This window comes from Citricoccus sp., assembly GCF_035445025.1.
In the GTDB taxonomy this organism is placed as follows: domain Bacteria; phylum Actinomycetota; class Actinomycetes; order Actinomycetales; family Micrococcaceae; genus Citricoccus.
Genome location: NZ_DAOMPX010000008.1, coordinates 1 through 18631, shown reverse-complemented (window position 1 = coordinate 18631; position 18631 = coordinate 1). Strand labels below are relative to the sequence as shown.

The 18631-nt window shown below is 72.9% G+C and carries 17 protein-coding genes; 8 read left to right on the top strand and 9 right to left on the bottom strand.

Features of this window, described 5'->3' with window-relative positions; all coding sequences use genetic code 11:
• Nucleotides 1-2980, bottom strand: a 2980-nt coding sequence (locus tag PLJ28_RS04525) for a bifunctional proline dehydrogenase/L-glutamate gamma-semialdehyde dehydrogenase (RefSeq protein ID WP_324589906.1), incomplete at its 3' end; no start/stop codon positions are given.
• Nucleotides 2981-3069: 89 nt separating this feature from the next.
• On the opposite strand from PLJ28_RS04525, the gene PLJ28_RS04520 reads away from it, so the two are divergent.
• Both PLJ28_RS04520 and PLJ28_RS04515 read left to right on the top strand, forming a co-directional pair.
• Entirely contained in the window at nucleotides 3070-4152 is a 1083-nt protein-coding gene (locus PLJ28_RS04520; protein WP_298045384.1) for a LysR family transcriptional regulator, read from the top strand.
• Between the two features lie 105 nt (nucleotides 4153-4257).
• Entirely contained in the window at nucleotides 4258-5454 is a 1197-nt protein-coding gene (locus PLJ28_RS04515) for an agmatine deiminase family protein (protein ID WP_183528068.1), read from the top strand.
• Between the two features lie 3 nt (nucleotides 5455-5457).
• Here the strand turns inward: PLJ28_RS04515 and PLJ28_RS04510 are convergent, their stop codons facing one another.
• From PLJ28_RS04510 to PLJ28_RS04495, 4 genes are all read right to left on the bottom strand, one after another.
• Nucleotides 5458-5904 (bottom strand): universal stress protein, encoded by a 447-nt coding sequence (locus PLJ28_RS04510; RefSeq protein ID WP_183528070.1) that lies wholly within the window; start codon nucleotides 5902-5904, stop codon nucleotides 5458-5460.
• 240 nt (nucleotides 5905-6144) lie between these two features.
• The gene (locus PLJ28_RS04505; protein WP_324589905.1) at nucleotides 6145-9801 is read right to left on the bottom strand and encodes a DEAD/DEAH box helicase; all 3657 of its coding nucleotides are present in this window, start codon (nucleotides 9799-9801) and stop codon (nucleotides 6145-6147) included.
• Nucleotides 9802-9868: 67 nt separating this feature from the next.
• Nucleotides 9869-11179 carry an AI-2E family transporter gene (locus PLJ28_RS04500; protein WP_298045382.1) on the bottom strand — a complete coding sequence of 437 codons (1311 nt, stop codon included), beginning with the start codon at nucleotides 11177-11179 and terminating at the stop codon, nucleotides 9869-9871.
• A gap of 126 nt (nucleotides 11180-11305) precedes the next feature.
• Nucleotides 11306-11620 carry a hypothetical protein gene (locus tag PLJ28_RS04495; protein WP_324589904.1) on the bottom strand — a complete coding sequence of 105 codons (315 nt, stop codon included), beginning with the start codon at nucleotides 11618-11620 and terminating at the stop codon, nucleotides 11306-11308.
• An 83-nt stretch (nucleotides 11621-11703) separates the two neighbouring features.
• On the opposite strand from PLJ28_RS04495, the gene PLJ28_RS04490 reads away from it, so the two are divergent.
• Entirely contained in the window at nucleotides 11704-12432 is a 729-nt protein-coding gene (locus tag PLJ28_RS04490; protein WP_298045380.1) for a helix-turn-helix domain-containing protein, read from the top strand.
• A gap of 81 nt (nucleotides 12433-12513) precedes the next feature.
• Nucleotides 12514-13659, top strand: a complete 1146-nt coding sequence (locus tag PLJ28_RS04485; protein WP_298045378.1) for an acyl-CoA dehydrogenase family protein — start codon at nucleotides 12514-12516, stop codon at nucleotides 13657-13659.
• 56 nt (nucleotides 13660-13715) lie between these two features.
• Here PLJ28_RS04485 and PLJ28_RS04480 read toward each other — a convergent pair whose 3' ends face one another.
• Nucleotides 13716-13940: a hypervirulence associated TUDOR domain-containing protein gene (locus PLJ28_RS04480; RefSeq protein WP_183528624.1), complete on the bottom strand. Its 225-nt coding sequence runs from the start codon at nucleotides 13938-13940 to the stop codon at nucleotides 13716-13718.
• A gap of 136 nt (nucleotides 13941-14076) precedes the next feature.
• A complete protein-coding gene (locus PLJ28_RS04475) occupies nucleotides 14077-14412 on the bottom strand; it encodes a cytoplasmic protein (protein WP_298045376.1) in 336 nt (111 codons plus the stop codon).
• Between the two features lie 129 nt (nucleotides 14413-14541).
• Here PLJ28_RS04475 and PLJ28_RS04470 point away from each other — a divergent pair, with 129 nt between their 5' ends.
• The 3 genes from PLJ28_RS04470 to PLJ28_RS04460 all read left to right on the top strand — a co-directional run bounded on the left by PLJ28_RS04470 (nucleotide 14542) and on the right by PLJ28_RS04460 (nucleotide 16600).
• Nucleotides 14542-15294, top strand: a complete 753-nt coding sequence (locus PLJ28_RS04470; RefSeq protein ID WP_183529436.1) for a ZIP family metal transporter — start codon at nucleotides 14542-14544, stop codon at nucleotides 15292-15294.
• A gap of 40 nt (nucleotides 15295-15334) precedes the next feature.
• On the top strand, nucleotides 15335-15940 hold the full coding sequence (locus PLJ28_RS04465; RefSeq protein ID WP_183528628.1) for a hypothetical protein: 606 nt from the start codon (nucleotides 15335-15337) through the stop codon (nucleotides 15938-15940).
• Between the two features lie 63 nt (nucleotides 15941-16003).
• Nucleotides 16004-16600: a cyclodeaminase/cyclohydrolase family protein gene (locus PLJ28_RS04460; protein WP_183528630.1), complete on the top strand. Its 597-nt coding sequence runs from the start codon at nucleotides 16004-16006 to the stop codon at nucleotides 16598-16600.
• Nucleotides 16601-16737: 137 nt separating this feature from the next.
• On the opposite strand, the gene PLJ28_RS04455 is transcribed toward PLJ28_RS04460, so the two are convergent.
• Nucleotides 16738-17655 (bottom strand): serine hydrolase, encoded by a 918-nt coding sequence (locus tag PLJ28_RS04455; protein ID WP_183528632.1) that lies wholly within the window; start codon nucleotides 17653-17655, stop codon nucleotides 16738-16740.
• A gap of 86 nt (nucleotides 17656-17741) precedes the next feature.
• Between PLJ28_RS04455 and PLJ28_RS04450 the strand changes: the two genes are divergently transcribed.
• Entirely contained in the window at nucleotides 17742-18128 is a 387-nt protein-coding gene (locus tag PLJ28_RS04450; protein WP_183528634.1) for an MmcQ/YjbR family DNA-binding protein, read from the top strand.
• Nucleotides 18129-18193: 65 nt separating this feature from the next.
• On the opposite strand, the gene PLJ28_RS04445 is transcribed toward PLJ28_RS04450, so the two are convergent.
• A partial coding sequence (locus PLJ28_RS04445) for a hypothetical protein (RefSeq protein ID WP_324589903.1) occupies nucleotides 18194-18631 on the bottom strand: 438 nt, incomplete at its 5' end.

The following is an 18631-nucleotide window of genomic DNA, read 5'->3' as shown; positions in this document are numbered from 1 at the left end:
CGTCCGGCACGTCCTCCCAGCCGCCGAGTCCGTGCAGGTAGTGCGGGCCTCCGGCCTTCGTCCCGGCGCCCACGGAGGAACGCTTCCACCCGCCGAAGGGCTGGCGGCGCACGATCGCCCCGGTGATTCCCCGGTTGACGTAGAGGTTGCCGGCGTGGACGTGCTCGAGCCAGTACCCGATCTCCTCGTCGTCCAGGGAGTGCAGGCCGCTGGTGAGGCCGTAGTCCACGGCATTGACCAGCTCCACGGCGTCCTCCAGGGTCGCCGCGGTCATCACGCCCAGCACGGGTCCGAAGTACTCGGTCAGGTGCGCGTCGGCCCCGGGCTGCACGCCCGAGCGGATGCCGGGGCTCCACAGCCGCCCGCTGGCGTCCAGCGGCCGCGGCTGCAGCGCCCACCGCTCCCCCGGGCCCAGCCGGGTCAGCCCGCGCTCGAGCTTCTCCCCGGGCGCCTCGATCACCGGTCCCATCTGGGAGCGCGGGTCCTCCGGGTAACCGACGGTCAGGGACGAGGCGGCGTCCAGCACCTGGCGGTGGAACCGCTTCGACGTGGCCACGGAGCCGACCAGGATCACCAGGGAGGACGCCGAGCACTTCTGCCCCGCATGCCCGAACGCGGAGTTGACCACGTCCTTCGCGGCCAGGTCGAGGTCGGCCGAGGGCGTCACGATGATCGCGTTCTTCCCGGAGGTCTCCGCCAGCAGGGGCAGGTCGGGCCGGAAGGACCGGAACAGCCGGGCGGTGTCGTGACTGCCGGTGAGGATGACGCGTTCCACGTCCGGGTGGGTGATGAGTTCCTTCCCGACGACGGCCTCGTCCTCGGCGTCGATCGTCACGAGGGTGACTAGGTCGGCGGCGACGGCGGCCGCCTCCTGCTCGTTCCAGACCTCGCGCCCCGGGCCCGCACCGAGGCCGGCCAGTCCGGCGCGCAGCCCCTCGACGATGGCGGCATGGGCCACCGCCCCCGTCCGCGCGGACTGCGAGGCGGGCTTGAACACCACGGGTGCCCCGGCCGCCAGTCCGGCGAGCACGCCGCCGGTGGGGATGGCCACGGGGAAGTTCCACGGCGGGATGACCAGCACGAGCCTCGGGGACACGTACCGGGCGCCCTCCACCTCGTCCAGTCCACGGGCCAGCCGGCCGTAGTAGCGGGCGAAGTCCACGGCCTCGGAGACCTCGGGATCGCCCTGGTCCAGGGTCTTGCCGGTCTCGGCGGCGGCCACCTCGAGGAGCTCGGCGCGCCGCGCCTCGAGCGCGTCGGCCACGGCGTTCAGCACGCTCTCGCGCTGGGTCCCGGTCAGGGTGCGCCACGCCTGCCCCGCGTCCACGGCCCTCCCGACGGCGGCCCGCACCTCACCGGAGTTGCGCGCCCGAGCGCCGGCCACCTCCGCGACCCCAAGCTGCGAGCCGGGGATGGCCCGGATGATGCGGCGCGCCCAGTCCCGGTTCGCCGCCAGCGAGGGGTCGGTGTCCGGGGCGTTGGCGAAGCCGTCCACCGGCTGGGGGACCGCCCCCCGGGCCACCTCGGGATCCGCCGCCGAGCGGTCCTGGGTGCGGTTCGGCGTCGGGATGGCGGTGTCCAGGCCCGCCACGGACGCGAGGAACCGCGCCTCCTCGCGGGCGAACAGCTCCGGGTCGGAGTCGAGCTCGAAGACGGCGGACATGAAGTTCTCCTGGCTGGCGCCCTCCTCGAGGCGGCGGATGAGGTAGGCGATCGCGACGTCGAACTCGTGCGGGTGCACCACGGGGGTGTAGAGCAGCAGCGAGCCGACGTCCTTCTTCACCGCCTCGGCCTGCCCGGTGGCCATGCCCAGCAGCATCTCGAACTCGACGTCCGGGCGGCGGTCTCCCACCTGCTCGGTGCTGAGCCCGCGCTCCTGCACCAGCAGCCAGGCCAGGGCGATGTCGAAGAGGTTGTGCCCGGCCACCCCGATCCGCACGTGGCGCGTACGCTCCTCCGTCAGGGCGTAGTTGAGCACGCGCTTGTAGTTGGTGTCGGTGTCCTGCTTGGACGCGCAGGTCGCCGCGGGCCAGCCGGTCAGCGAGGCCTGGACGTGCTCCATCGGCAGGTTGGCGCCCTTGACCACGCGGACCTTGATGGGGGCGCCCCCCTCGGCCACGCGCCGTGCGGACCACTCCTGCAGCCGGATCATGGCGTCCAGGGCGTCGGGCAGGTAGGCCTGCAGCACGATCCCGGCCTCCAGGGTGCGCAGCTGCGGGGTGTCCATCAGGCCCATGAACACGGCCAGTGTCATGTCGAGGTCGTGGTACTCCTCCATGTCCAGGTTGATGAACGTGGACCCGGCGGGGGTGCCGGCCTGGGAGGCGGCCAGCTCGTAGAGCGGCAGCAGGGACTCGGTGACCTCGGCGACGGCCTCCTCGAACGCCCAGGGGCTGTGCGGGGCGGTGGCGGCGGAGACCTTGACGGAGACGTAGTCGACGTCGTCGCGCTCGATGAGCGTGCGGATCCCGGCCATGCGTCTGGCGGCCTCGCCCCGTCCGAGGATGGCCTCGCCGAGCAGGTTGATGTTCAGCCGGGTGCCGGGGGTCCTCAGCTTCCGGATGGCCGGGCCGAGACGGTCCTCGGTGGCGTCCACGATCAGGTGGGAGACGAGCTCGCGCAGCACCGTCCGGGCCGCGGGAACGGCCAGCTGCGGCACCACCGGGGCCACCCGGCCCCCGGCGCCCATCGCCGCCCGCATGGGCCAGGGCAGGAAGCCGGGGGTGCGCGGGGCCAGGTCCCGCAGTGCCTCGGCGGCGATGGCCGGGTCCTCCGGCCGCACCACGCGGTCCACGAACCCGACCGTGAAGTCCAGTCCGTCCGGGTCCTTCAGCACGCCGGCCAGCTGCCGGGCGGAGAAGGTGGTCGGGTGGTTCCGGGCCTCGCGCAGCCAGGTGCGGACCTGCTCGACGGCGGCCGGGGCCAGGGCCTTGAGCGGCGCGGGATCGGGGACCACCGGGTGGGAGACGTGGATGCTCATACCGATATTGTTCTCCGTCACATCCTGCACCACCAGCGAACGTTTCCGCAGGGTACCCTTCGGATCAGCCGAACTGACGGGAGGGCATCGTGCTGGACGTCCGACGCCTGGTGCTGCTGCGGGAACTGTCCATCCGGGGGACCATGACCGCCGTGGCGCGGGCCATGAACCTGGCGCCGTCCTCCGTGTCGGAACAGCTGGCGCTGCTGGAGCGGGAGACAAAGACGGTCCTGCTGCGCCGGGCCGGTCGCACGGTGCAGCTCACGGAGGCGGCCCTGGCCCTGGTGGAGCGCACCGACCCGATCCTCGACGCCCTCGAGCAGGCCGAGGCCGCCCTGGTCTCCACGGGCGAGGAGGTCACCGGCCGGGTCACCCTCGCCGTGTTCCAGTCCGCCGCCCTGACCCTGTTGCCACCGGCGCTGACCCTGCTGCGCACCCGGCACCCGGGGCTGCGGCTCGAGGTGGTCCAGTACGAGCCCGAGACCGCGCTGCACGAGACCTGGGCGCGGGACTTCGACGTGGTCGTCGCCGAGCAGTACCCCGGGCACTCCGCCCCGCACTGGCCGGGCCTGGACCGCCGTCCGCTGCTGCGCGACGAACTGCAGCTGGCCGTTCCCTCGTCGCTGGACGTCGATCGGCTGGACGCCGGGCCGGGGACCGAGGTGGACGTGGAGCCGGGGAACGTGGTGCGCGCTGCTGAACCGGGGACCGCATCAGACACAGGGCGGGGAGCCGAACCGCGCGCAGCGCCGGGGACCGCGCCGGACGGGCGACGGCCGACGCCCGGTGCCGTGCTGCAGGCGCTGCTCGCGCACCGGCCCCTGCCGTGGGTGATGGAACCCCGCGGCACGGCCACCCGGCACTGGGCCGAACAGGTGTGCCGCTCGGCCGGCCACGAACCGGACGTGCGCTACGTGTCCTCCGACCTGCAGTCGCACCTGGCCCTGGTGGAGTCCGGGAACGCGGTGGCCCTGCTGCCGGGTCTGATTCTGGTGGGCTCCCGGGTCCGGTTGCGGCGGATTCCCCTCGACGGCCGGCCGATGCGCACCGTCTTCACCTCCACCCGGTCCTCCACCGCCGGGTCTCCCGCCGTCGTCGCCGTCCGCTCCGTCCTGGAGGAGGCGGCCGGCGACCTCGGCCTGGGGACGGCGTCCCGGACCGGCTCTGTGTGAAGCGCATCGCACGCTCGCATAGCATGGGAGGTGCCGGCCGCACGGGGCCCGCCGGCGGCCGTCGTCGCCGGCGTATCCCGTGAACGACCTGATGAGAGGGGATCCATGGACGAGCAGCCCCGGACGTCATCGGGCCGGGAGGCCTCCTCGGGGACACCGGTTCCGTCCACGGGCCTCCCGCGGTCATCACCCTCCGGGGTGCGGACTCCGGCGGCGGAATCCCCCGGCTCCGGCACGTTGCTGACCGGCACCACGGAGGACACCTGGCACCTGCCGGCGGACACCGAACCCCAGGAACGGTTGTGGCTCGCCTTCCCCCGGGACTACTCGCGGATGGGCACCAGCTCGTGGGAGGTCTCCGGGGCCCGCCGTGCCTGGGCCCGGGTCGCGCACGCGGTGATGGACTACGAGCCGGTCACCCTGCTGGTGGACCCCGCCGACCGGCAGATCGTGCACACCTACGTGGACCCCCTGATCCCGGTGGTCCCGCTGTCCATGGACAACCCGTTCCTGCGGCTGTCCGGCCCGACCTTCACGGTGGGTGGCGTGGACGGACAGACCGGTCAGCGCCGGATCGGCATGATCGACTGGGTCTTCAACGGCTTCGGCCGCCGCCCGGGCGTCGAGTTCCGGCTGGACGACGTGGCCGGGGGCACGCTGGCCGAGCTGACCGGCGCCCGGCGTCAGCTGTCCCTGCTGGTCAACGAGGGTGGTGCGTTCATCACCGACGGCGAGGGGACGCTGATCGCCTCCGAGTCCGTGCTCCTGGACCCGGCGCGCAACCCGGGGTGGTCCCGCGCGCACGTGGAGGCGGAGTTCGCCCGGTACACGGACATCCGCAAGGTCATCTGGCTGCCCCGCGGCCTGGCCCGCGACGCCGGCCCGCACGGGGTGGGCGGGCAGATCGACCAGGTGGTGGCGTTCGCCTCCCCCACCGTGGTGCTGCTGCACTGGCAGGAGAATCCGTCCCACCCGGACCACGAGGTGTCCCTGCAGGCACTGGAGATCCTGCAGGGCGAGACCGACGCCCGGGGCCGGCCCCTGAACGTCGCCGCCATCACCGCTCCCCTGGCCGAGTCCGACGGCAGGGGCCAGGTGTCCTGGTCCTACGTCAACGTCCTGCCGGTCAACGGGGCCGTGGTGGTGCCGTCCTTCGACGATCCCCACGACGAGGGGGCGCACCAGGTCCTCGAGGCCGCCTACCCCGGGCGGGCCGTGGTGCCGGTTCCCGCGCACCGGTTGTACCGACGCGGCGTGGGCATCCGGCACGTGGGCCTGCCGCAGCCGACGCGGATGCCCTGACGCTCAGCGGTCCCCGTCCCCTCCGTGCTTGTGCGTGATGAGCACCGAGCAGTGGGCGTGGGCGGCCACGGCGGAGCTGACCGAGCCCAGGAGCAGGCCGGCGAAGCCCCCGTGGCCCCGGTTGCCCACCACGACGAGGGAGGCGTCCTTGCTCAGTTCGCGCAGCACCTGCGCCGGCGGCCCCTCCCGGACCACTCGTTCCAGCCCCTCGGGCACGTCGTCCCCGAACGCCGCCGTGATCGCCTGGTCGACGGCCTCCTGGGCCCGGCCGCGGAAGTCCTGGGCATCCGGGGCGGGCACCGCTGCGGCCACGACCGACCAGTGCCAGGCCGTCACCACCTTCAGCGGGGCGCCCAGCAATGCGGCCATGCGCCCGGCCTCCTTCAGGGCCTCCACGGAGGTCTCCGAACCGTCCACGCCGACGACGACCGGCTTCACTGCCTCTCCCATCACCACTGCCCCTCTCTGACGTCGGGCCCGGTCCGGCCCTGGCGCGCCCTCGGTGAACTCCGGATGTGCGAACACCGTAGGTCCGCCCGGCGCGCGGGACAATATCCGGCGTCCCCGGCCCAGTCTCTCCGGCCCGGGCGCAGCCCCTGATCCCGACCCGGGCGCGTCCCTGATCCCGGCCCGGGCGCGTCCCTGATCCCGGCCCGGGCGCGGCCCTGATGCCGGCCCGGGCGCGTCCCCTCAGCCGCGGTCCGGGGCGAACAGCTCGCGGACGTCGTCGGCGGTGATGGTGCTGGAGAACGCGGTGTCCCCGTCGGTGAGGGAGGAGAACAGGGCCGCCTTGCGCTGCTGCAGGGCCAGCACCTTCTCCTCGATGGTCCCCTCGGCCACCATCCGGTACACCATGACGGTGCGCTCCTGGCCGATCCGGTGGGCGCGGTCCACGGCCTGGGCCTCGGTGGCGGGGTTCCACCAGGGGTCCAGCAGGAACACGTAGTCGGCCTCGGTCAGGGTCAGCCCGAAGCCACCGGCCTTGAGGCTGATCAGGAACGCCGGGGCGGTGCCCTTCTTGAACTGGCTGATCACCTCGGAGCGGTTGCGGGTGGAGCCGTCCAGGTAGGCGAAGGCCACGCCGCGGTCGGCCAGCCGGTCCCCCACCCGGGACAGGAACGAGGTGAACTGGCTGAAGATGATCACCCGGTGCCCCTCGGCCACGATCTCCTCCAGGTTCTCCATCAGCTGTTCCATCTTGGAGGAGGGCACGGAGGCGTACTCCTCGTCCACGATCGCCGGGTCCAGCGCCAGCATGCGCAGCAGGGTCAGGGACCGGAAGATCACGAAGCGGTTCTCGTCCATGTTCTGCAGCAGCCCCAGGACCTTCTTGCGTTCGCGCTGCAGCACCTGGTCGTAGAGCCGGCGGTGCTTGGGCACCAGTTCGACGTGGCTGACCTGCTCCTGCTTCGGGGGCAGGTCCGAGGCCACGAGCTCCTTGGTGCGCCGCAGCATGAACGGCCGGATCCGGCGCCGCAGCCGCGCCATCCGCTCGGCGGCGAACCGGGCGCCGTCATCGGAGGGATCCGGCGTCTCGATCGGCTTGGTGTACTCCTGCCGGAACACCGTGTGCGAGGGGAACAGCCCGGTGGCCGTCAGGGACAGCAGGGCCCACAGGTCGGACAGTGAGTTCTCCATCGGCGTGCCGGTGATCGCCAGCCGGAAGGGCGCCCGGACGTCCCGGGCCGCCTGGTGGGCCTTGGCCGAACGGTTCTTCACGAACTGCGCCTCGTCCAGCACCAGCCCGTCCCAGTCCAGCGCGGTGTACTGCCCCGAGTCCAGCCGCAGCAGGGTGTAACTGGTGACCACGACGTCGGCCCCGGCCACCTCCTCGGCCACCGTCGTCCCGCGCTTGGCGGCGGTGGTGTCCAGCACCCGCAACTCCAGGCCCGGCGCGAAGCGCTCGGCCTCCTCCTTCCAGACGGACAGCACCGAGGACGGCGCCACCACCAGGAACGGGGGCGCCACCTGTGGGGGCGGCACGGGCTCGCCGTGGTCCGGCGCTCGTTGTTCCGCCAGGGGCTCGGCGGCGTGTTGGCCGGGGTGGTCGCCGGGGTGGTCGCCGGGATTGTGGGCGCCGCGCTCGCGCGCCCGGGCGATGAGGGCGAGGGTCTGGACGGTCTTGCCCAGGCCCATGTCGTCGGCGAGGATGCCGCCGAGTCCGTGGTCGTACAGGAAGCTCAGCCACGCGAAGCCCTCGAGCTGATAGGGACGCAACCGGGCGTCGAGGCCCTCGGGGACCTCGGGCGTGGGGATCTCGGCCAGGTCCTTGAGCGCGCCCACCGTCTCCTGCCAGGCCCGGGCCGCCACGGACTCGTGGGCGAGGTCCTCGAACTCCTCCCACAGCGCCACGTCGTAGCGGGAGATCCGCGGGCGCTCGGCGCTCCAGTCCCCCATCACCTCGGCCTCGTTGATGAGGTCGCGCAGCTTCTGGAAGGAGGGGTGGTCCAGGCGGAACCAGGTGCCGTCCTTGAGCATCAGGGCCTTCTGCCCCTCCGCCAGGGCCGTGAACACCTCGGTGAAGGGGAACAGCTCCCCGCCGATGGTGATCTCGAAGCCGAGGTCGTACCAGTCGTTGTCCTTCTTCCGCCCGGACTCGACCTGGGTGATGCGCACCAGCGGGTCGTCGGTCAGTTCCCGGTAGTCCGGCCTGGACCCGTGCTCGGTCACGCTCACGTGCTCCAGGCCCTGCAGCACCGGCAGCACGTTCTCCACGAACCGCGCCGTCTCCATCCCGGCCAGGTGCTGCGCCCCGCCCGCGCCGGCGACCGGCCAGTGCTCGCCCACCGCGTCCAGCACGGCGTCCTCGTGCTCGATGTCCCGGTCGGCCTCGGGGTTCCGGGCCCGGCCCGAGTACCCCGTGGGGGACCAGCCCCCGCGGGACCGGGACCGGCGCGATTCCAGCGGCAGTTCGCGCCGCGGACCCCAGTACAGCCAGGACCAGTCCAGGCTCGCCCGGTGGTCCTTGCCGTACCGCACGTGCAGCTGCAGCTCGGGGGCGGGCACCTCCGGGAACTCGACGGATCCGTCCGTGCTGGCCACGGGCATCATCCGGGAGAGCCGCGGGTAGACGTCGTAGAAGAACTCCTCCGTCTCTCCCGCCGGGATCTGCAGCGGCTCGTCCTGTTTCAAGAGGTCCAGTACGGGCCGCGGCAGCGTGCGCTCGGCCGGCACCAGCGTCAGGCGCACCGGGGAACCCCATTGCGGGGCGTCGTCGGGCACGTCCACCGCGATGAATCCCCCGGTGCCGGCCGCCCGCGCCCCGGGCACCGGTGCTCCGCCGGACTCGACCACGGGCACCACGGCGAGGTCCGACTCCCCGCGCACGTCCAGGCGCACGCTGGCCGGCCCGGCCAGGACGACCTCGCCGACCACGCCCTGGCCCACGAACTCGACCCCGAGTTCCCGGGCGCGGGTGAGCAGTTGCCAGGCCGGCGGGCCGGAGAGCTGGTCCAGCCGCAGCGTCTCGTCATTGCCGAACATCCCCTGGGGACGTTCGGCGAGGAAGAGGCGGTAGAACTGGCCGAGCAGTTCCACATGGTCCTCGCGCAACTGGTGGCGCAGTCCCCCGTACTGGAACTTCTTCCAGGTCAGCCCGCCCTTGATCCAGTTGTCCCGCGAACCGCGGCGCATCGGGCGCAGGTGGACCTGCAGGGCGGCACCGGACCGCACGTCCTCGACGCTGGCGGCGTGGGCGCCCCAGCGGCGGCGCATCTGGTTCTGCGGTTCGGCCATCAGCTCCACGCCGATCGCCACCGGCTCGTCCGAACCGAGGCTCAAGTTCTCCCCGGTGAGCTCCCCCAGCACCGAGCGCCAGTCCTCGCGCTCGGCCTCCTCCCCCCAGGGACCGCCGCCGTCCTCACCGCCCCAGACGTCCGCCTCGGTGTAGCGGTGCACCTGGCCCCAGCCCTGCACCGAGGGGGCAGCGTCCTGCCCGGCCGGACCCCCGGGCACGGCGCGCAGTGCCTGGTGCCGCAGGTGCCGGCGCATCGCCTCCTCGGTCGCGGTGTAGAGCAGCGCCGCGGCGTGCTTGCAGTCGTTGCGGACCGGACAGGTGCAGCCGGCGCGCACCGGGCGCCACGAGGGCAGTGCCTCCGGGGACGACGCCGGCCGGCCGGGCACCAGCAGGACGTACGTCTCGTACGGCAACCGGTCGTTGCCCTGCACCGACGCGGTCAGAGTCGCGGGCGGGGCGGGCGTTGCCTCGCCCGCCCCCTCCGGGGCGTCCCACTGCATCGAGGTGACCGCACCCTGGCGGGCGTAGGCCTTGCCCTTGTCCGCCGCCGCGGACCCCACCAGGGCAGCGATGTCCTGGTCGGCGACGTACGGCAGCGTGGGGGTGGTCATCCCTCCATGGTTTCACGGACGACGGACAGGGTCCGGCCCGCCCGGGCCGGACCGTGGACGGCCCCGTTCACTCGGTCCGCTGTGGAGGGGACTGCGCCCCCGGGTCCCCGGGCGCACCGCCGTCGCCGGCCCCGTCGCCGCCACCCGCCGCGGCGCCATCACGCAGGTCCTCGCCGGACAGCACGCCCTCGCGGGCCCCGGGCGCCCGGGCGGCCACGGTCTCCTCTGCCGCCCGGTCGGAACGCTGCCGCGCCAGCGCGCGCCGGTTCCGCTCCTCCATCCCGCGCAGGTCGGAGGCGATGAACGTGTTGATCCAGCGGGACTGCGGGTCGGCGTCGACCATGACCGCCTTCAGCAGCAGCGTGGCGGGCAGGGCGAGGATGGCGCCGAGCGGACCGAGGATCCAGGCCCAGAACAGCAGGGACAGGAAGGAGACGGTGGGGATCACGCCCACGGCATCGCCGGTGAACTTGGGCTGGACGATCGACTGCAGCACGAAGTTCAGGACGGAGTAGGCCACGATCACGGCGAAGAACGCACCCCAGCCGCCCTCCACCAGGCCGAGCAACGCCGGCGGGACCATGCCGATGATGAATCCGATGTTGGGGATGTAGTTGGTCAGGAAGCTCAGCACGCCCCAGACCCAGATCATCGGGACGCCGATGACGGCCAGCGCGGCGACGTCCAGCGCGGCGACGAGCAGCCCGAAGACCGTGGTGACGACCCAGTACCGCCGCACCCCCTGGGCGAACGCGGTCAGCGCCTGCCCGAGCTCGTAGTCGGCGGTGTTCAGCAGCGCGATCCGCCGCTCCACGGCCACGGAGTCCATGGCGAGGAAGAACACGGCCATGATGACGGTGGCCAGCAGGCCGATGATGGCGGTGACGTTGGACAGGACGGCGGTGAGCAGGCCGGTGGCCGTGGACACCACGGTGGACATGTTCAGGCCGGAGAGCTGTTCGATGACCATGTCCGGGGTGACGCCGAAACTGCCGATCCAGTTCACCATGCCGAAGTAGATGTTGGTGAACTCCGCGCTGTACTCGGGCAGCGCCATCACCAGTTCCGAGGCCGACCACAGGATCAGGGCCAGGAACACGATCAGCACGACCACCACGATCAGCACGGTCACGGACGCCCCGAGGAAGCGGTTGACCCCCCGGTGGATCATCCACGCCTGCAGCGGGTAGGCGATGATGACCAGGTTCAGGCCGAGGAACACCGGCCCGATGATGCCCTGCAGGCCCTGGACGAACTGCAGCGCGATGACCAGCCCGGCCAGGCACAGCACGATGACGAGGAATCGCGGCCACATCCGGCGGGTCCTGTCCTCGGCCGTCTCCCCCATTGCCGCGTCCGCGGCCTGCGCCTTTTCCACGAGCCGCAGTCTACGGCGCGGCCCCAACTCGGCGCCGACGCGGCGCCCGCCGGACCTGCGGAGGCGAACGCCGTTGCGGCCCCGGCCCATCCGACGGACGTGGCGGCCACCTGCCCTGACGGGGCCTCAGCGCAGGCCGGGACCGCCCCCGAGGGCGGCCGCGCGCCGGATCCGGTGCATGGCCTGCCCCTCACGGTGGTCGATGCCGACGCCGGGGCGCTGGCCGGTGCCTGACCCCGCACCTGACCCCGCGCCTGAGCCGGTCCCTGCACCGGAGCGGCGCTGGGCGGCGGCGCCCACGCGGGTCGCGGACGGCCCGAGGAGGGCGCGGAACGCCCGGCCCAGGCTCCAGGGGGTGGCCGGCTTCGCGGGCTGGCGGGCAGGGCGGGGCAGGGCCCGAGAGGAGTGGTCGGCCGGGAGCGCGGCGGTGGATCGCAGCATGGGGGTCATCTCCGTAGACTGGTGCCGAGAAGACTTTGCAGAGATTTCTTTGCAAAGCTGTCTATGCAAAGGTAGCTCTGCACATGCCTCGTGACAAGTCCTCGGCCCCGGAGGACCCCCTCCCCACCGAGGCCCCCCAGCCCTCCCCGGATCCCGTGGCGGACGGCCCGGCCCAGCTGCCCGGCGTCGCCCCCCGGAAGGTCGACGCGCGGGCCATGAAGGCCTTCGCCCACCCGCTGCGGATGTCGATCTACTCCCACCTGACGGACGTGGGGTCGGCCACCGCGACCGCCCTGGCCCGGCACCTGGACGAGAGCACGGGGCAGACGAGCTACCACCTGCGCCAGCTGGAGAAGCACGGCTTCGTGGAGGAGGACACCGGACGGGGTTCGGGCCGGGAGCGCTGGTGGAAACCGGTCGGGTTCGCGGTGCCCACCTACGACCTGGCCCAGGACGAGGCGAACAGGCCGGCCATCCAGGCCCTGCTGCAGGCCTCGCTCGACCAGCGCGCGGCCGCGCTGGGCCGCTGGCTGTCCGTGGAGAACCACGAGGAGCGGGAATGGATCGAGGCCTCGATCGACAACACCACCACCCGCGAGCTGACGGCGGCCCAGACCCGGGCCCTGACCGAGGAGCTCATGACGGTCATCGACCGCCACCTGGGCCGGCCCGGCGACCCCTCCGGTGCGGACGGCGACACCGGAACACCCCCGGACCGGCCGACGCCGGACGGGGACCCGGTGGCGCAGACCCGCCGGGTACGCCTGTACCTGAGCGTCTTCCCCCTGTCGGCCGACGACACGACGCCATAAGTTACCCGCCGGTATTGCGCGTGGGGGCCCCCGGTGGCACCCTCGAGGTGTACCCAGTAGTAACCCCGAGAGGACCGTCCCATGCGCCGTCGCATGTTCGAGACCGAGCACGATGACTTCCGCGAATCCGTCGCCGAGTTCGTCAAGCGCCACGTCGCTCCGCACGTCGAGCAGTGGGCGGAGGACAAGGGGCTTCCGCGCGAGCTGTGGCAGGCCGCCGGGGAGCAGGGCCTGCTCGGCCTGGAGGTCCCGGAACAGTATGGCGGCGGCTACCCGCAGGACTACCGGTTCAACGCGGTGCTGTTCGAGGAGTTCTCCCGGGTCAACTTCGCCCTGCCGTCCTGCATCGGCATCCACGCGGACGTCGTCCCGCCGTACATCGTCAAGCTCGGCACCCCGGAGCAGCACCAGCGCTGGCTGCCCGGCATCGCCGACGGGTCCATCATCGCCGCCATCGCCATGACCGAGCCCTCCGGCGGCTCCGACCTGGCCAACCTGCGCACCACCGCGGTCAGGGACGGGGACGACTGGGTCCTCAACGGCTCCAAGACCTTCATCACCAACGGCTACTCGGCGGACTTCGTGATCGTCGCCGCCCGGACCAGCCCGGAGAAGAAGGCCCGGGGCATCACCCTGTTCGGCGTCGAGGCCACCATGGAGGGCTTCCACCGCGGCCGCAAGCTGGACAAGGTGGGACAGCCGGAGTCGGACACCGCCGAACTGTTCTTCGACAACCTGCGCGTCCCGTCCGAGAACATCATCGGCGAGGTGGACACCGGCTTCATCCAGATGATGGTGAACCTGCCCCAGGAGCGGCTGGGCGCCGCGGTCTACGGGCTCGCGCACGCCCGGCAGATCCTGGACGAGACGCTCGAGTACACCAAGGAGCGCACGGCGTTCGGTCAACCCATCGGCGCCTTCCAGCACAACAAGTTCCTGCTCGCCGAGCTGGTGACCAAGGCCGAGGTCACCCAGGCGTTCGTGGACGAGGCGGTGCTGGCCCACACCACCGGCGAGCTGTCCGCCGTGGACGCCGCCAAGGCCAAGTACTGGGCCTCGGACGTGCAGAACGAGATCCTGGACCACTGCGTCCAGCTCTACGGCGGCTACGGCTACATGAACGAGTACCGGGTGGCCCGGGCCTGGAAGGACGCCCGCGTGAACCGCATCTGGGCCGGCTCCAACGAGATCATGAAGGAACTCATCGGGCGCGACCTCGGGCTCTGAGCCCGCCGCCGGCGCACCGGTGCGTCAGCCATCGGCGTGGCGCCGCGGGGTGCCGCTCAGTCCTTGAGCCGGGTCAGCGCGCTGCCCTTGTGGGCGGCCACGTGATCCGTCTTGTCACTCTTGATCTCGTACTGCGGGTCCTCCGCCGAGGCCCGGCGGGTGTGTCCCTTGTAGTCGAAATCGCTGGTGTGGACCCTCGTGATGGTGCCCGAGACCCGACCGGCCTCGGAGTTCCAGCTCACGTGGTCTCCCACGGAGAACGGGGTGGACCGTCCGGACATGATCGCTCCTGGGGTTGCCGTCACACGCTCCGGGCGGGCCGGGGCGTCTCGTTGCGGCCACCCTATCCCCACCGGCCGCCGGCCCCCAGGCCGGGCCCGGGTGCCCACGTCCTCAGCCGGCCCGGTCGCCGATGCCTCAGCTGGGCCCGAGCGCCTCGCCCCGCGGGGCCTGGCCGACGCGCTTGAGCTCCACGAAAATCGCCCTCGAGGGCGTGTCCCCCGTGTTCTCGCCGGAATGACGCTGGGCGGGCACCCAGTTGACCGTCCCGGCGGGGATGTCCACGTCCCGCTGGTGCTCACCCGCGACCAGTCGGCGGCGGATGTGGCTGAGGGAGTACATGACGCTGTCGGGGTGGTCGTGCGGCGTCGTCCGGTCGCCGGGCCGGTCGATGTATTCCAGCACCCGCACCTCGTCGTTCTCGAACAGGACGGAGTAGTGCTCCGGATTGGTGACCACGGGATCGAGTTCCACAGCAGCAGTGTCCTCCTACCGCGGGCCCAGGCCCAGACCTGCCGACCGGAGGCGCGCCCACGGGCCCACGGCACGCACCGGCCCTTCCCCGCGGCCCGGTCGTGCACGATCCTGAACCCGGAGGTGCGTATGCCGGAATGGCTGCTGGCCGGCGGGGCCGGCCTGATCGCCGGTGCGGCGCTGCTGCTGGGCAGCGTCATCGCCTGGTTCGTCGACGTGCCGCGGCGGGTGGTGGCGGCCGTGATGGCCTTCGGCTCCGGCGTGCTGATCTCCGCCCTGACCTTCGAGCTCGTCGACGAGGCCCTGACCACCGGTGGACTCGCCGCCACGGTCATCGGCTTCGCCGTCGGGGCGGTGACCTACGTCGGACTGAACATCGTGCTGGCCCGGTTCGGGGCCCGGCACCGCAAGCGCTCGGGTCACCAGCAGTCCGGACTGGACGGGGACGGTGCCGGCGGGGCGATCGCGATCGGGGCCCTGCTGGACGGGGTCCCGGAATCCATGGTGCTGGGGCTGAGCGTGCTCGTCGGCGGCGGGGTCAGCCTGCCGATGTTCGTGGCCGTGTTCATCTCCAACGTCCCGGAGGGGCTCTCCAGCACGGCCGGCTGGAAACGTGCCGGGCGCGGGCCGGGCTACGTCTTCGGGATTTGGGGCGGCATCGCGGTGGCCTCCGGGCTGGCGGCGCTGGCCGGCTACCTCCTGCTGGACGGCGCCCCACCGGCCACGCTGGCCGTCGTCAACGCGCTGGCCGCCGGGGCCATCCTGGCGATGATCACGGACACCATGATCCCGGAGGCCTTCGAGGACGCCGCCCTGTACTCGGGGCTCATCGCCGCCGCCGGTTTCCTGGCCGCCTTCAGCCTGCACGCGGCGCGCGGGTGATGATGGGATGAGCAGACCACGACGGCGGCGGGAGACGCGCATGGACCGATGGCAGTTCACCGGCCACATCGCCGGGGCCGGGACCTCCGGTGGGACCCGGCTGGTGCTCGGCGCCTGGGACCACAGCCCCCACGGGCCGTTCGCGGACGTCATGGTGGAGCACCCGGACGGCCGGCGCGAGCTGCTGGCCCCGGACGACTGGGTCGCCGACTTCGTCTCGGCCACCTACGTGTTCGACGACGTCCGGCAGGTCCCCGTGTCCGTCGCCGTCGAGGGTCCCGCCTGGACCGTGCGGGCCGGGCCGCTGCACTGGGAGTTCACGGTGGGGCGGCGGACGGCCTGGGGGCACCTGTTGCGCGCCGTCCCGCCCCGGCTGGGCCGCACCCTGACGGTGGCGCGGGTCAGCGACCGGGTGGCCCGGGTGGTGATGCCCGGGGTGCGGACGCTGGGCACCGCGGGGAACGACCGGCTCGAGTGGTACTCCGCCCGGGACCTGCACCGCATCACCGCCTCCACGGCCTCCTGGGGCGGCCGGGACCTGGGCGGCCTGACGGAGATGGACCCGCCACCGCGGTTCGGGTTCAGCTCCACTCCGCGGGAGCCCATGCTCACCACGCTGACCAGCACGGTGCGGTTGCCGCGCTGACGAGGCCACACCCGGGCCGCCGCAGGACTGGCGCGGTTCCGGACGCGGTGCTGTGATGGACCCATGATCCGGCACGAGCGCATCGAGGACTACCTGAACCGCCTGGCCTCCGGCGAGCCGACACCCGGCGGCGGGGCCACGGGCGCGCTGATGGCCGCCCAGGGAGCGGCCCTGGTGGCCATGGCGGCCCGGTTCAGCGATCGGGAGGAACTGGCCGCCCGCTGCGAGCGGATCGCCGTCACCGCGCTGGGGCTCTCGGACGCGGACGAGTCGGGGTTCGCCTCCGTCGCCGACGCCTTCGCGATGCCCCGGGACACCGAGCCGGAGCGTGCCGAACGATCGCGGCAGATCCAGCAGGCCATCGAACGGGCCGCGGAACCGCCGGGGGCCATCGTGACGGTGGCGGCCGACGTCGTGGGCGTGGCGACGGAACTGCTGGAGGACTACAACCAGAACGTGCTCAGCGACGTGGGCGCCGCGCTGGGCGCCGAGCGCGCGGCCCTCATGGCCGCGGTGGTCACCCTCGAGACGGACCTGGCGCCGCTGAAGGATCCCGAGGTCGAGACGCGGTTGCGCAAGGACATCGACGGCGCCGCCCGGCTCATCGACGACGTGGACGCCCTGGTCACGCGGGTGCGCCGGTTGATCCGGGGCGGGTGAGCCGCCCGGTCATCGTCCGTCCGGGTCGAGAGGACATCGCCCCCTGCGTCTCCGCACGGACGTGTCCTCCCGATCCGGACGAACGGGCGGCGGGCAGGACCGGCCGGCGGCACCGCGGACCGGGGCGCGCTCCGGCCTCAGCCGACGTCCCGGGCCCGGGCCGCGGCCAGGCCGAGCGAGCCCAGCGCCGCGCCGGCCTCGAGCGCGGATCCCGCCGGGTCCTCTGTGCGGGTCCGCGGGTGGTAGGCGGCCACGCACGCGGCCGGCCGCCCGGTCCCGACGTCGGCCGGCAGGATCAGCACGGAGGCGCACCCGGGTGCCCCGGGGGGCGTCAGGAGCTCGAGGCCGGAGACGGTGCGGTGCGGGATGGTGCGCGGTCCGAAGCCGGGCAGGGCGCTGGCCAGTCCGGCCGGTTCGAACGCCGTGCCCATCCAGCCCAGGATCCGCTCGGAACGGGCCGTCCCGTCGGTGGCCAGGCGCTCCAGCAGGGTGCAGAGGTCGGCCGGGGTCGTCGTGCCGAGGAGGCCCTCACCCCAGCTCTCCCCCGGCGCGTCCGCGTCCCCGAGGACCGCGGGTTCCAGCGCGGTGAAGGCCGTCGCGTCGAGGCCCAGGCCGGCCACCGCCCGCTGGGCCTCGCCCAGGACGTCCGCTCCCCTGGCCGCCAGGAACTCGAGCAGCGCCACCACGCACGCCGCGTCGCCGGTCCCGACGACCAGGGCGATCGCGTCGTCCACGGTCAGCTGCAGCTCGCCATCCATCCGCCGCAGCGTCCCGGAGCGGGCGGCCGCGCGGTGCTCGCCACGGATGGTCACCGGCTCCGCCGGTAATTCCGGGTCGCGCTCCGCCAGTTGCGCCACGGCGACCGCGAGGAACAGCTTGCCGGTCCCGGCCAGCGGGTGCCGGTCCTCCGCCCCGTGCGCCACCGCGGCACGTGGCGCGCCCCCGGGCGCCGCGGGGAACCGGACGGCGAAGCGCAGCCCGGTCGCTGACGTCGTGAGGTCCTGCAGGGAGACCACGCCGGGGCCGAGCGGGTGCGGTGAGCCGTGTCCAGACATGTGTCCCAGCCTACGAGGGCCGCCCACGTCCGGGTGTGGGAGGCTGGCGGTCAGGCGGAGGGACGACGGCCGGCAGGAGGGACGCGGTGAACGGCACTGAGCTGCAGGACAGTGCGCGGGAGATGGCCGAGGAGTTGCCCGCGTCCACCGTGGGACACCCCTTCGGCCCCGAGCACGAGGTCTACAAGGTCAGGGGCAAGGTCTTCATGCTGCTGACCGACGTGGTGGGCGCGCCCGTCGTGACCCTGAAGGCCGAGCCGGAGGACTCCACGGCGCTGCGCGCGGCCCACGACGAGATCACGCCGGGGTACCACATGAACAAGCGGCACTGGATCACGATCGGCCCGGGCGAGAGCGTGGACAGGACCCTCGTGCGGGAACTGGTCACCGACTCCTACCGGCTCGTGGTGGCCGGGCTGCCGCGCGCCGAGCGTCCCGTGGACCCGGACACCTTCGGGGCCGCGCCGGCGTAGACCCTGCGGCCTGCCGGTCATCCGGCCATCCGATTAGCCGGTCACCCGGCCCGGCGGCCAGGCGGTCAGGCGGTCACGAGCGGTGAGACCGCGTCCTGCACGGCCAGGCCGACCGCGGCGAACGCCTCGAAGACGGCGTTGCGCCCGGGCAGCCCGTCCGGCAACCGGGTGGGGACCGACTCGGCGAACACCGCGAGCGCGGCCAGCGGCGTGCCGTCCCCGTCCAGCGCGATGCCCACCTGGGACAGCGAGCGCAGTCCGCGGCCGTTCTTCTCGGCGAAGCCGATGCGCCCGGTGGCGGCCCCCAGTCGCGGGGTGTGGATCCCCCGCATCAGTTCCACGGCGAACCGGCAGTTCCCGGCGGTCAGCTGCAACGCGGCCGCGGCCTCCTCGTCCGAGACTCCGCGGGCGATCGAGGCCAGCAGGTGGCACTGGTCCGCCGCCGTGGTGACGGTGATGGCGTCCAGCGGGTGGGACCACGTCAGGTCGCCGGTGCGCGGGAA